This is a genomic window from Dyadobacter sp. CY312 (genome assembly GCF_021390535.1).
Taxonomy (GTDB): Bacteria; Bacteroidota; Bacteroidia; order Cytophagales; family Spirosomataceae; genus Dyadobacter.
On sequence record NZ_JAJUXG010000008.1, the window covers coordinates 243,180 to 256,387 of the forward strand.

The 13,208-nt window shown below is 42.0% G+C and carries 8 protein-coding genes; 5 read left to right on the forward strand and 3 right to left on the reverse strand.

Annotated elements, in window-relative coordinates:
* Nucleotides 1–144 precede the first annotated feature (144 nt).
* The gene (locus LZG71_RS12430) at nucleotides 145–3,048 is read right to left on the reverse strand and encodes a triple tyrosine motif-containing protein (RefSeq protein ID WP_233820850.1); all 2,904 of its coding nucleotides are present in this window, start codon (nucleotides 3,046–3,048) and stop codon (nucleotides 145–147) included.
* An 85-nt stretch (nucleotides 3,049–3,133) separates the two neighbouring features.
* On the opposite strand from LZG71_RS12430, the gene LZG71_RS12435 reads away from it, so the two are divergent.
* Nucleotides 3,134–4,510: a hypothetical protein gene (locus tag LZG71_RS12435; RefSeq protein WP_233820851.1), complete on the forward strand. Its 1,377-nt coding sequence runs from the start codon at nucleotides 3,134–3,136 to the stop codon at nucleotides 4,508–4,510.
* Nucleotides 4,511–4,591: 81 nt separating this feature from the next.
* On the opposite strand, the gene LZG71_RS12440 is transcribed toward LZG71_RS12435, so the two are convergent.
* Together LZG71_RS12440 and mdh are read right to left on the reverse strand one after the other, a co-directional pair.
* On the reverse strand, nucleotides 4,592–7,648 hold the full coding sequence (locus tag LZG71_RS12440) for a TonB-dependent receptor (protein WP_233820853.1): 3,057 nt from the start codon (nucleotides 7,646–7,648) through the stop codon (nucleotides 4,592–4,594).
* A 362-nt stretch (nucleotides 7,649–8,010) separates the two neighbouring features.
* The gene (mdh, locus tag LZG71_RS12445; protein ID WP_233820855.1) at nucleotides 8,011–8,937 is read right to left on the reverse strand and encodes a malate dehydrogenase; all 927 of its coding nucleotides are present in this window, start codon (nucleotides 8,935–8,937) and stop codon (nucleotides 8,011–8,013) included.
* 218 nt (nucleotides 8,938–9,155) lie between these two features.
* Between mdh and LZG71_RS12450 the strand changes: the two genes are divergently transcribed.
* The 4 genes from LZG71_RS12450 to LZG71_RS12465 all read left to right on the forward strand — a co-directional run bounded on the left by LZG71_RS12450 (nucleotide 9,156) and on the right by LZG71_RS12465 (nucleotide 13,182).
* The gene (locus LZG71_RS12450; RefSeq protein ID WP_233820856.1) at nucleotides 9,156–9,557 is read left to right on the forward strand and encodes a YkvA family protein; all 402 of its coding nucleotides are present in this window, start codon (nucleotides 9,156–9,158) and stop codon (nucleotides 9,555–9,557) included.
* A 68-nt stretch (nucleotides 9,558–9,625) separates the two neighbouring features.
* The gene (locus tag LZG71_RS12455) at nucleotides 9,626–9,826 is read left to right on the forward strand and encodes a twin-arginine translocase TatA/TatE family subunit (protein WP_026631334.1); all 201 of its coding nucleotides are present in this window, start codon (nucleotides 9,626–9,628) and stop codon (nucleotides 9,824–9,826) included.
* Between the two features lie 96 nt (nucleotides 9,827–9,922).
* The gene (gene gatA, locus LZG71_RS12460) at nucleotides 9,923–11,377 is read left to right on the forward strand and encodes an Asp-tRNA(Asn)/Glu-tRNA(Gln) amidotransferase subunit GatA (protein ID WP_233820858.1); all 1,455 of its coding nucleotides are present in this window, start codon (nucleotides 9,923–9,925) and stop codon (nucleotides 11,375–11,377) included.
* Nucleotides 11,378–11,622: 245 nt separating this feature from the next.
* Complete coding sequence (locus LZG71_RS12465; RefSeq protein WP_233820860.1) at nucleotides 11,623–13,182, forward strand: lytic transglycosylase domain-containing protein; 1,560 nt, start codon at nucleotides 11,623–11,625, stop codon at nucleotides 13,180–13,182.
* The last annotated feature ends 26 nt before the right edge of the window (nucleotides 13,183–13,208 follow it).

The following is a 13,208-nucleotide window of genomic DNA, read 5'->3' on the forward strand; positions in this document are numbered from 1 at the left end:
AAAGAATTAATTGAATTGTCACCAAATGTACTTCAATAGGCATCAGATCATCAAAAAAAGCACTACATCATCATTACATCAATGAGAATAATGCAAGTATAAATAGAACTTAAAGATGTTTTGTAGAAGATAAATGCAATTGTGTCAGATATCCATCATGTATTGCACGAGGTTGGCATCAAGCCCTAAATCCAGCTTTTTTCTCAAACGATAGCGTTTTATCTCCACACCGCGTATCGAAATTCCCAGTGCGGGTGCCATTTCCTTAGTGGATAAATTCATGCGGAGACAGGCCGCAAGGCGAAGTTCAGAAGGCGAGATCGCCGGGCAAATTGTGCGAAGTCTTTTGAAAAATTGTTCGTGTATTTCTTCAAAATTATCTTCAAAAAGCTGCCAGTCTTCTTTGCCTGCGACGTTTCTTTCTATACTGTTGAGAAGCTTCTGGTAATGGATGTTGGGTAACTGCTGTCCCATATCCAGTTTCACCTGTTTAAGTTCATCTCTGATCTCCTCAAGTATCTCGTTTTTGCGAACCACGTTAATGGCAACATTACTTATTTGCTGGCTTTTGTTTTTGATCTCGCTTTGCAACTTTTCATTTTGGATCTCCATGATTTTGCGTTCACTCGATAGCCTTTGCTGACGGAGCTTTTCTTCCTGCTCTTCTAATAATTTCCTTCTGTGTCGTTCCAGCCTTCTCTCCTGATAAAGCAACAAAGCCAGTAGAACTACAGTAACAGTAACCCAGAATAGCAGTTTTGCCCAGAATGTCTCACGCCAGTAGGGTGTAACCGAAAACTGATACGCTGCAATGTTGTTGCTGAGATTACTCCTAATTTCAAAAACATAACTCCCGGCATCCAGATTGGTGAACTCGACGGTATTTTGGTCGGTCCATTCTGACCACTGCTCAGTAAGGCCTTTTAACCGGTATTTGAATTGGATATTTTGCCCGAATACAGGTAGCGAATAGGCAATCCGGATCGAGCGGATATCCTCCGGAAGTGTCACGCCGCTTTTTATAGCAAATGTTTCCGAGAGGTTCCGCAGGTTAGAAACGCGGCGAACGGATGGTAGTATGTTTTCCGGTATTTGTCGGGTACTTCCCAGCCGGTCGTACAACGCGTAGCCATTATCCAGACAGAAAAAGTAAAATGACTCAGATAATGGCAGTATGGTTTCGCTGTTCCTTACCAGAGTAAGCTCGAAGTTTTTTTTCTCACCATTGCCCGAATAAAATTCGACACGGTTCATGAAAATTTTAAACCACTCACCATGAATGCCTTCCCGTATCTTAAACGGTTCTTCGGGGGTGCTTTGAAATGTATTAACAATATGGAGTTGTTTGGTAGAGTCAGGTTCGTAGTACTTACTGCCTGATCGAACCAGAATTTTGCCTCTTGTTTTATTGATCTCAATGGAAAACTCACTTGGTATTTCTTTTGGAGATCTGTACTCTTTCCAAAAAATAGCGGAATCAAGTGTCGGTGTGAGCTTTGCGCGATAGAGCCCCTTATAGGCATGTGCAAGCCAGAAGGAACCGTCACTGTCCTGAACCAGCTGGCGAATAGGAAGTGGTGGTACCGATTTTACAGGATATGCGTAACTCCATAAATTGTTCTTGTTTTTTTTATAGACGTGCAGGCCTGTGTAGGCGCCTTGCAAGAGCAACGTGTCATTTCCACTTTTTACGGGTAATAATACCCACCCTCCTGTAACGCCTGAAATTTTATAAATTCCATTCTCTTCTATACGATAAGTAGCATCGTTGTGCCCGCAAAGGAGCTGATCATTAATTACTTTCAAAAACCAGGTTTGTCCACCCAGGCCGGGAATGGAACGAAAAGGCTCAGATGACTTCCACCTTTTAACAAAAACTCCATTGTTGGATCCCACGTACAGGTTTCCACGCCACACCGCAGCGGCATAGGTAGAGCCGAGCGGATTGTCGTTCGTTTGATAGGAAATAATGGGAGACGAAATGCTGATGAGATCAATACCCTTATCCATTCCGATCCAGAGATGGTTTCTTTTGTCTTCGGCCAAAGATAATACGGTGTTGTTCTGCAAGCCGTTCTCTTTGTTAAACTGATATTTCAGAACACCATCTTTGGAAATAATGTAAACTCCTTTTTGAATCGTGCCTATTGCATAACTGCTATCGGGGCTGAGTAAGATCGCTTTATTGATAATGTTTCGCTTAAGATCAGAAGCAATGGGAATATTCCACGGAATTAACTTTCCATCCTCGTAAATAAACAGACCATTTTTGGTTGTGGTAATGAGTATTCTATTTTCACCCAATGGAAGAATTGAAGATACGATTGTTGATGCAAGTGCATCAGTACCAGATACCGGAGTCCAGGTGCGATTGTTCAATTCATATAAACCCTTGCCGATCATTTGAACAAGCAGTCTGTTGTGTACATATCGCATGAACATAAAGTTGCCGGGGACTTTAATTTCAGTCAGATTTTTTCCGTCGAAACGATAAATGCGAGAGAATGACTGGAAGTATATATAGTCGGGTGTCTTCTGGATATGCCATATTTCCTCCGTTTTTAATGTGGAAAACCCCGCTTTTTTGCTCAAAGAATGATATAAAAGCTGACCGGTAGCACTTTCCTGCCAATAGCCAAACTCGGCATAACCTCCTACGTATATACGGTTTGCAGTGGTTGTGTTCTGTGTTAAGGTCTTTCCCGTTGTTGGCTTGGGAATAGTTACTTCATCGCACAGCACTGAACGTATAATCTGGTGGTCGGGTAAGGGATACAGTTTCCAGGAAGATCCGTCATACTCAACAAGCCCGTCGGAATTTGCTGCGTAAATGATGTTGTCAGCGCTTTGATCAATAGCCCAGTTCTGCTGGTGGGCTTTGTATACCTGTGGAGTAAAATTGATCAGAGGTGGTGTTTCCTGAGCAACTGCAAATGAAAATAAAGCAAAAAAAAGGAGTAAAGATATACGGCACATCCGCTTCGTTTGTAAGCGATGGTTGCTGTATAACCTTAATTTGCCTGGGTTTTCAAATGCAAAAAAAATCATGTAACGGACTTTTAATTTTGTTTTAACTCGTCATAAAAAGTTTAATGTGCCGTTTGCCTTTTAGAATCAATAATAAAGTAAGCTTATGTTAAAAATAATTCCTCTGTTGGTACTTACATCTTCTATGGCTTTTGCTCAAACCAAACCATCCGATGATAACACAAAGAATGATATTCGTTACAATCTTAACAATTCCGGTTCACATTACGTCAAAGTAACTTTTACAAATCAGATATGGCTCAGGCTGAACGAGAATAATCCTGGAACCACCGTCCTGGGCGATGCCGCTTCGAACACCTTTGATATTGGTTTGAGGCGGACAAGAATGCAGCTCTTCGGACAAGTTACAGACCGGATTTTCTTTTACACTCAGTTTGGGATGAATAATTTTAATAAAGCCAATGGTTTTCCGGCCTATAATACCAACGGTACACCAAGCAACCGAAAAGTAGCGGCATTCTTCCACGATGCATTGGGAGAATATGAGGTGCAACGGAAGGGGAACAATTTCATTCGTTTTGGAGCCGGGCTCACTATTGTGAATGGACTATCACGTTTTTCGCAGCCCAGTATAGGGACGATCATGACGATGGATGTACCTGTATTCGCGCAAGCCACAGTAGATCAAACCGATATTTTCTCTCGAAAACTTGCAGTGTATAGCCGTGGGCAGATTGGTAAGCTGAACTACCGTGTCGCCATAGCGGATCCATTTCCGATAGAAACCAGTGGCGCAACTCCTCCCGGTTTGGGAGTTAATTCAGTATTTGCTCAAAAGAAACACAAGAAACAATTTGATGGGTTGCTGATCTATAATTTCTTCGACACCGAAGACAACACTGCACCGGGTTACATGACAGGTACCTATTTGGGGAAAAGAAAGGTGTTGAATCTGGAAGCTGGATTTATTTCTCAAAAGAATGCCACCTGGCGTAGAGAAGGAGCAGACACACTATATGGTAACATGAATTTGTGGTCTGTTGCGGCTTATGCAGATATGCCCGTAAATAAAGATAAAGGCAGTGCCGTGTCTGGTTATGTTGGTTACTTCCATACCGATTATGGAAAGGGATACCTCCGTTACAATGGCAGTATGAACCCTGGAACCGGCACGACCCAACCAATTGCGGGAGTAAGCGGAACGCATGGCAATACCTATCCGATGTTTGGAACGGGTAATGTTATTTACACGCAGGCGGGATATAAGTTTAAAGACCGGCTGTTGGGAAATCAGGGAACATTAATGCCTTTTGTTTCTTTGCAACATGCAGATTACGAACGGTTAAGTGATGCAATGAAGGTTTACAACGTAGGTGTAAACTGGCTCATAAAAGGTCAGAATGGGAAATTAACTTTGAATTACGAAAACAGGCCCGTTTATAAAACCAGCATTGTTGCCAACGAACTGGCGAAAGATGGCAGACGTGGATCATGGATATTGCAATATCAGATTTCGATCTGATTCAAATGTTTGAATGCAAAAATGGGCGACCGGTTAAGGTTGCCCATTTTTGTTATGAAGTAAATTCAGCTTTCCTGAATATTAAAAGGTAAAGTTCAATCGTGCAAACAAGAATCTTCCATTCATACCGAACTGAGAGGTGTTTCTTGAATACACGAACTGATTTGCGTTGGAAAGATCAACCGTTGCGGCTGGATTGTTATAAACAACTTTTCCATTAGCAACTCCCGAAGGTCTTTTTGCTGTGATTGGGTTATAATTTCTGTCCGGATAAATATCAAACAGGTTGTTAGCTCCAACAACTACCTTGATCATTTTAGTGATCTGATAGCCTACCGAAAGGTCTGTGATCAACCTCCCAGCCCAAACAGGATGTTCGTTTTCGACAGCCTGCCCATTTACAATAATAGCTCCAATGAAACCATCTCCATTTACGTCAACCGTGTTCGGGTCAGTAACCTTACCGAAATACGCATTTCTAAGGAATAGGTCAAACTTATTGACTGTCAAACTGTGACTCCAGTTGAACTTCACTCTTGGAACAGCCTCCTGTAAATAAATTCTTGAAGCTTCTGAATAATAACTGTTTATCTGACCATTGTTTGCAAGAATATCTGACGCTTTAATACGGCCTACTTGTTTGGTTTGGGATATAGTACCGGCAAGGTCGGTTCTCAAAGTTGCACCATTGTCAAATCTCGCTTTATGAGAGATGACTAAGTCAATTCCTTTCGATTCTGTGTTAATCGCGTTTGAGAAGAAAGTTGCTGATGTAGCATTGGCACCATCGAAAGCATTTTGTAATTCTCTTTGAACCGTACCTTCTGGGAAATAATAGGTAGGAGCAGGTGAGGTTGAATTGGATGGTCTCAGGAATTGATCAGTTAGAATTACCCTGTCATTAATACGAACAAAATAAGCATCTGCTGTAATCGTCAAATTCGAACTTGGTATCTTAGCTGTAAAGCCAGCACTCAGACTTTTAGATTCTTCCTGTTTTAAATCAGGAATACCTAAAGCATTAGCAGCATCTGATGCGTTGCTAAATGTACCTACTTCAAAAGGAACGCCACCTACAAACTGAGTTGATGTTGAGTTAAAGTAGATTTGAGCCAGAGAAGGCGCACGGAAACCCGTTGATGCTGCTGCGCGGAGATTGATATTGTCCGTCAGTTTGTAACGGGTTGCCAATTTGAAATTGGTGGTACTTCCGAAATCCGAATAATTTTCAAAACGCACCGCACCTCCAAGAAGCCATTTGTCTGTTACATCTAATTCTGTGTCAACATATACAGCAACACTCTGACGGTTTGCATCTTGGGTTTCTGATTCATTGATCGGTCTAAACCCTGGAAAAACTTGCGCTCCGCCTGGGCGACCGTTTCCGAAAAAATCGGTTGGGGCTACACCAGTTAAATTGTTAATATCAATTGGTTTTCCACTCACATCGTATCTTCCGTATGAATTTTCATCACCTGCCTTAATGCGGTATGATTCGAAACGCCCCTCCGCTCCAAACGCAAGGTTTAGACCTGAAAGCACATCAAATTTACGGCTAAGGTCAAGGTTAATGGTGTTTTGTTTAAAATTAAGGCCACCAGCTTTAAAAACGGTAGGAGAATTACTTAGCATGGTGGTGTTAACTGTATTTTCTACACCATAATTGAATGTATTTGAGCCAAATGTATTACTCAGATCGTAGTTGAACTGTCCCAATTTACCTCTGACACCAGCTGCTGCGGATGCGTCGATCACATCTGAGTGGATTTCAGGTAAAAAGCCATTGATAAATATCCCTGTGTAGGTACGTGCCTGATTTGGTCTTCTATAAAAACCTGCTGCATTCCCTTTTCTTTTGCCATATCCGCCGAAAGCATAAAATTCATGATTTTCGTTTATTGGAATAGCCATGTTCGCGAAAAGCTGAATACTTTTCAACTGAGACTGTCCGATGCGCATATTGAAATCTCTTCTTTCCAGCCCTCTGTATGATAGCTCGTTGTCGGTCACATCTGCGCCTAGTACTTTTTGCAGATCGCTGATTGAAGTGGAAGCAGCAATCGAAGATTGTGTAGCAGCATCCAGATAGCTCACGCCCAGGGCACCTTGTTTGATGGCCGAAATGTCGTTTACCAAATTACCTACGTTTCCGCCATTTTGCTGAACACGGTATTCAATTGCGTTATAAGCATTAAAAATACTACCTGTAGCAAAGTCTGCACGTTGAGTAGGTTTTCTTGTTAAGGCCGAGCCTGTGAAATTGATAAACCCTTTCTGACCAAGTCTGATACCGTAATTTGCATCAATTTGAAGGTTGCCTCCGTCGACACCACCAGTGTGGTCGTTAGATCCTTGCGAGAAATTTGCGCCACTGTACAGAGACATATTTAATTTGCCCGTGGCCTCCTTCATTTTAACATTAATAACACCTGCGATTGCATCTGAGCCATATTGTGCTGAGGCGCCATCACGTAAGACTTCGATTTTTTCAATTGCATAGGCAGGAATTGCATTTAAGTCTGTGCCAACTGATCCGCGCCCGGGTGTACCATTTACATTCACCAATGAAGAGGTATGTCTTCTTTTACCGTTTAGCAAAACCAATACCTGATCCGGCCCCAGCCCACGTAATTGTGCAGGGTCAATATGGTCAGTTCCGTCTGCAACCGTTGAGGTGTTGGAAGTAAATGATGGAGCCACCACGTTCATAATCTGATTGAGGTTGTTTTGAGGTACCTGTGTGCTCATTTGAGCAAGATTAATTACATCAACAGGCACCGGGCTTTCCGTATTGACGCGACCACCAGCTCTTGATCCTGTTACCACGATTTCATCCAGTGTTGAGGTCCCTTCCGAAAGAGCTACATTCACTTCCGTTGTTCCGGCAACCTTCACATCAACAGTTTGGGTTGTGAAGCCTATGAAACTGACATTCATTTTGTAAGTCCCGTCAGCGATGTTCAGTGTGTAATTCCCATCTGCTTCAGTAGCGGTTCCGGTATTAGTACCCTGTATTAATATTGTTACTCCGGGAAGGCCAACGCCGGTCTTGCTATCAGTAACCTTTCCTTTTATTCCTTGTGCTATAGCCGCACCGGACAGGAAAGTGGTGACTAGTAGAATTAGTAATTTTCTCATAATTTAAATTTGGTTTTTAGATTGATGAAGTGGATTCAAAAGTGACAATTTTCTTCAAAAATATTTTGAAGCGTGCAAGTAGGAGAATAAAATTGTATTGACCAAAAATAAATTAAAATTATCAATTGATTTTTTCGATAAATGCCATATATAATTTTTCTACTAAAATTATAGGATAAGAAGAATGCAGGCTGGATGTCTGGAGTTATTAATTTATTTTAAAAATAAAAAATAACTTTTCTAAGATTTGATTGTTGGCTTGACGTGTGCTGAAGCGTATGTTTACAGGTGTGAACGGAATGCTTCTTAAGTAAGAAAGCCGGCTCTTGTTTGGAGCCGGCTTTTAAAAAAAAGATATTGTACTACAAGTTCAACGCGCCATTCATGGACCTTACCGCTTCCGCAGATTTTTCGAATGCTGCTTTTTCAGCATCACTCAGGCGAAGGTTAATGATTTTCTCCCAACCGTTGCGTCCCAATACAACGGGTACACCCATACAGATGTCTTTTTGGCCATATTCTCCATTGAGGTAAACGCTGCAAGGAACAATACGCTTCTGGTTGCGGACAATGCTTTCCACCAGTAGAAGGGTGGCTGCTCCTGGTGCGTACCATGCTGATGTTCCTATCAATTTGGTAAGTGTTGCTCCGCCCACCATGGTGTCGGCAGCAACTTTTTCCAGTTTTTCAGAAGAAAGGAATCGGCTTACAGGGATCCCATTGTATGTGGCAAGACGTGTGAGTGGAATCATGGTTGTATCTCCATGTCCGCCAATTACCATCCCATGAATATCTAATGGCGAAACATCCATTTCCAGAGCAAGGTAGGTTTTGAAGCGTGCGCTGTCGAGAGCTCCACCCATACCGATCAGGCGTTTTTTAGGTATCCCTGATTCTTTCAGTGCAAGGTAGGTCATGGTGTCCATTGGATTGGAAACCACGATAATGATCGCCTTTGGCGAATATTTAAGAATATTTTCAGTAACACCCTTCACGATGCCTGCATTGATTCCTATCAGTTCCTCACGGGTCATGCCTGGTTTGCGGGGAAGGCCTGAGGTGATTACCACTACATCCGATCCTTTTGTTTTTTCGTAGTCATTTGTTGAGCCGATTGGTTTTGTGTTAAAGCCAAGCAAGGCTGCTGTCTGGTACATGTCAAGTGCTTTGCCTTCACTAACTCCTTCCTTAATATCCAGTAACACTACCTCTTCTGCCAGTTCGCGGCGAATAATATTATCTGCGGTGGTTGCTCCCACTGCTCCGGCTCCTACAACGGTAATCTTCATAAATAATGTATTTAATGTTAAGAAGTTAATGGTTTCAAATAATGTCCTAAAAATAGGGTACATATTCTATTAAAACCATAAAGAATTTTATTTTTAGACGGAAAAGTAATACGTCTCAATCCAACATGCAATTTTTTGCGTAATTAGATAGTTATATTGCCGAAACTAACCACTTTTTCTTTTTGAAGATGAATAATGAGTCATTGTTAACAAAAATTTTGAAGTCAGTTTTTTTTAAAAAGGCTACCGGAAAGGCGGGTAAGTATGCCGGAAATACAGCAAAATTGTTCGACCTGGCAAAGCAGGCCATGGGAAAACTGAATACTGTGGGATTCGCAGGTAATATGGCCGAATTTCAGAACAGCGTTGGGTTGCTGATCAGAATGATCCGGGCATGTGCTTCCGGTGAGTATAAGTCCCTTCCCTGGAAAAGTCTAGTATCAATTGTTGCAGTTCTGATTTATTTCGTTTCGCCAATCGATATTATACCTGATTTTCTGCCTGTAATAGGTATCACTGATGATGTGGCACTGGTGATCTGGCTGTTCAAAAGCCTGAGTGGCGACATAGCCAAATTCAGTGAATGGGAGAAGAGTAAAAAAACAATTAATATAGGATAAAGTAGCCGTATTCCTTCGGTCTTAAAAAAAGAATAAGTATTTTTGTAATCATAAAAAATAAACTAGATATGGAATCAGTAACCGTTTTGGCATTTATGGGATTGGGTGGTCAGGAGATATTTTTGGTTGCATTATTCGTTTTACTATTCTTTGGTGCAAAGAAAATTCCTGAGCTGATGCGTGGTTTGGGCCAAGGTATCAACGAGTTTAAAAATGCTACCAAGGACGTTAAAGAGAACATCGAAAAAAGCATGGAGGATCCTAAATAATCTTCCGTTTCTTTATTGTAATAATATTGGCAGAGCCGTTAAGTGTTAACTTATTGGCTCTGATTCTTTATTTGTAACCCCACAAAAATATATACATTGAAAGAGTATCTGACGCTGACGGAAATTCAGGGTGATTTGCGTGAACGAGTTCTAACGTGCGTGCAGTTGGTAGATCATTATCTGGATCGTATTTCTTCTCAGGCTCATCTCAATGCCTTTGTCGATGTTTACGCGGAAGAAGCGAAAGAGTCGGCGATTCGTGTAGATGAAAAAATAAAGAACGGAACTGCAGGGCGTTTGGCAGGTTTGGTTATTGGCCTGAAAGATGTTTTATCTCACAAGGGACATGGTTTGCAGGCTGGCAGTCAGATACTGAATTCCTACAAGGCTCCGTATACCGCTACCTCGGTTCAACGCTTGCTGGATGAGGATGCCATTGTGATCGGTCGTCAGAATTGCGATGAGTTCGCCATGGGTTCTTCCAATGAAAATTCTTCTCTGGGACCTGTTCTCAATGCAGCTGATCATTCCAAAGTTCCTGGTGGTTCTTCGGGTGGATCTGCTGTTGCAGTCCAGGCAGGTTTGTGCCACGCCTCTATTGGTAGTGATACCGGAGGCTCGGTGAGGCAGCCGGCTGCTTTCTGCGGCGTAGTTGGGTTGAAACCAAGTTATGGTCGGGTATCCCGCTGGGGATTAATTGCTTATGCTTCTTCTTTTGATTGCGTAGGGCCAATTACTAAGAGTGTTGAAGACGCCGCTCTTATTCTGGAAATTATAGCTGGAGCAGATGGTTTTGACAGCACAGTTTCAGAAAAACCCGTTCCTGCTTACAGCAAATTACCTGCGTGGAATGGCAAAGCCAGGGTGGGCTATATCAAAGAGACGTTGGAGAGCGATTCGATTGCTCCTGAAATCAGAAGTAATACGCTTGAAGTTTTAAATCGCTTAAGGGATGAGGGGCATGAAGTGGAACCTGTTGAAATGTCTCTTCTTGAATACCTTTTACCAACCTATTATATATTAACAACAGCAGAAGCCAGCTCAAACTTGTCTCGTTTTGACGGAGTCAGGTATGGTCATCGTTCTGGTGAAAGTGTGGATCTGGAATCGATGTATAAAAAATCCCGCACTGAGGGTTTTGGAGACGAGGTCCGCAAGAGAATTTTGCTTGGAACATTTGTATTGAGTGCAAATTACTATGACGCATACTATACCAAGGCGCAACGCGTTAGAAGATTGGTGCGGGAAGAAACAAGTAGGTTTTTCGAACAATTTGATTTCTTTATTTCACCCGTAACACCAACAACCGCGTTCAATTTGGGAGAAAAGTCGGAAGATCCATTGCAGATGTATCTTGCAGATATATTTACTGTTCATGCTAATGTGGTTGGATATCCGGCAATTTCTATTCCGAATGGTGTAGATGAAAATGAAATGCCCATAGGTTTACAGGTGATGGCGTCTTCGTTTGAGGAGGGAAAGATGCTTTCTTTTACCAGCTATCTGTCGGGCTTAACAAAAGAGAGTAAACTAACGGCATCTGCCAGATAATTTTTTTGAACTTCTGGCTTACAAATGTCAGAGTTCTACACATGTTGAGAGTAAAAAATCGTGCCAGAAATAAAGCATTTCGGCACAAAATGAGGTCAGTAATTAAAATTGTTTAAGATTATCTGATTCAGCAGGCTAATTTTCAAAAAGCTGAAAATTATATAATAGGATTTATGTCTGCGCCTTTTACAGCAAACTAGAGCCATTGAAAACCGGGAATTGATTAACCTTCAAAAAAGTTATTGATGAAGATTTCTAGAAGAGTATTGTGGCTGGGAGCCATGTGTATGGGATTGTGTAATGTATCGCAACTGGCCAACGGGGCAGTTTTTGTTTTGCCGCAAGTTGCGCAGGCAGATACAGTGGTAGGGACTGAACAGCTTGATTCTCTGTTTTACAATTTACCTGCAATTGAAGAATTCAGTGCTAATCCGGCTGTTCCGGAGAAGCTGCTTCGGGAGCGATTTGCGAAGCTGGAAAAGTCCATTCCACTTACATACCACAAGTCCTCACACGATTTTGTGGAGTATTTCATTTACAAAAAGGCGAGCTTCACCAAATCCATGATGGAGAAAATGCCTTTGTTTTTTCCTTTATTCGAAAAAACACTTCAGAAGCACGGCTTGCCAGCTGAACTAAAATACCTTTCCATGATTGAGTCGGGATTGAATCCCAAGGTTATTTCACATGCTCGCGCAGGCGGGTTGTGGCAATTCATGCCTGCAACAGGAAGAGAATTTGGTTTGTATCAGGATAGCTACATTGATGAGCGTTTTGAACCTGTAAAGGCCACTGAGGCAGCTTGCAGATATTTGAAACAATTGTATAACATCTTTGGTGACTGGGAGCTTGCGCTTGCTTCTTATAACACGGGTCCGGGAAATATTAAGAGGGCGATGCGCCGATCAAGAGGTACTACATTCTGGACTATTTACAATGCATTGCCAAGAGAAACCAGGTCTTATGTTCCGCAATACGTGGCGATGAACTATATGATGAATTATGGAAATGATCACGGTATTTATGCAGAAAATCCTGAATACCAGATACCCAATGATACAATTCATATAAACGGTTACATTGATCTGGTTGCGTTTTGTGACAATGCCGGAATAGATTTTCAGGAACTGGGAAAGCTGAACCCTTCCATTACGAAGAATCTGCTTCCTGATAAGACGCGGGATTTTGTATTACGGGTGCCGAGTGTAAAGTATACTTACCTGGTAAGTAATCGCTCAATGATTATGGATTCGTGTACACGTAAACTTTTGCCTGTCAATAGCATGTTGGCTGTTGCGGACAGTACACGCAATGATTCTTTAGGGCAAAACAAAGCTTTTCCTTACGCTTTTGCCAGCACCGGACAGAACGACGAATATGAGGAGGAAGCCGATGAGGCTACTCCAACCACTGTGAAAAGAACGAAGAGAACTTCTCACACGGTAAGAAGAGGAGAGACGCTTTTATCCATCTCCAAAAAATACCGAGTTTCTGTTTCACAATTGAAACAATGGAACCGGTTACGGAGAAGTAATATCATGAGAGGCCAGCACTTGGTGATCATGAAGGAAGTGAAAGAAGTAGTTCCGTCGGCGGCCAAAATTGCTGTGGTTGCTGCCGCAAAGCCTGAAAAGGAATACGAGAAAACGAGGAAGCTGAAAATGCGTTACCACACCGTTCAGCAGGGAGATACACTGTGGACAATTTCGCAGCGTTACGGCCTGCCTCTTGATCACCTCAAAAAGGCAAATAAAATCAGAGGAAATGAAATCAAACCTGGTCAGAAATTGATCATATCAAGTTAGCAGTTGAGTTTAATACACATACTTTA

Bases quoted from the DNA above. Each gene is read 5' to 3' on its own strand.
- LZG71_RS12465 (WP_233820860.1), top strand. From the start codon at position 11,623: ATGAAGATTTCTAGAAGAGTATTGTGGCTGGGAGCCATGTGTATGGGA.
- LZG71_RS12455 (WP_026631334.1), top strand. From the start codon at position 9,626: ATGGAATCAGTAACCGTTTTGGCATTTATGGGATTGGGTGGTCAGGAG.
- LZG71_RS12440 (WP_233820853.1), bottom strand. From the start codon at position 7,648: ATGAGAAAATTACTAATTCTACTAGTCACCACTTTCCTGTCCGGTGCG.
- mdh (WP_233820855.1), bottom strand. From the start codon at position 8,937: ATGAAGATTACCGTTGTAGGAGCCGGAGCAGTGGGAGCAACCACCGCA.
- LZG71_RS12430 (WP_233820850.1), bottom strand. From the start codon at position 3,048: ATGATTTTTTTTGCATTTGAAAACCCAGGCAAATTAAGGTTATACAGC.
- LZG71_RS12435 (WP_233820851.1), top strand. From the start codon at position 3,134: ATGTTAAAAATAATTCCTCTGTTGGTACTTACATCTTCTATGGCTTTT.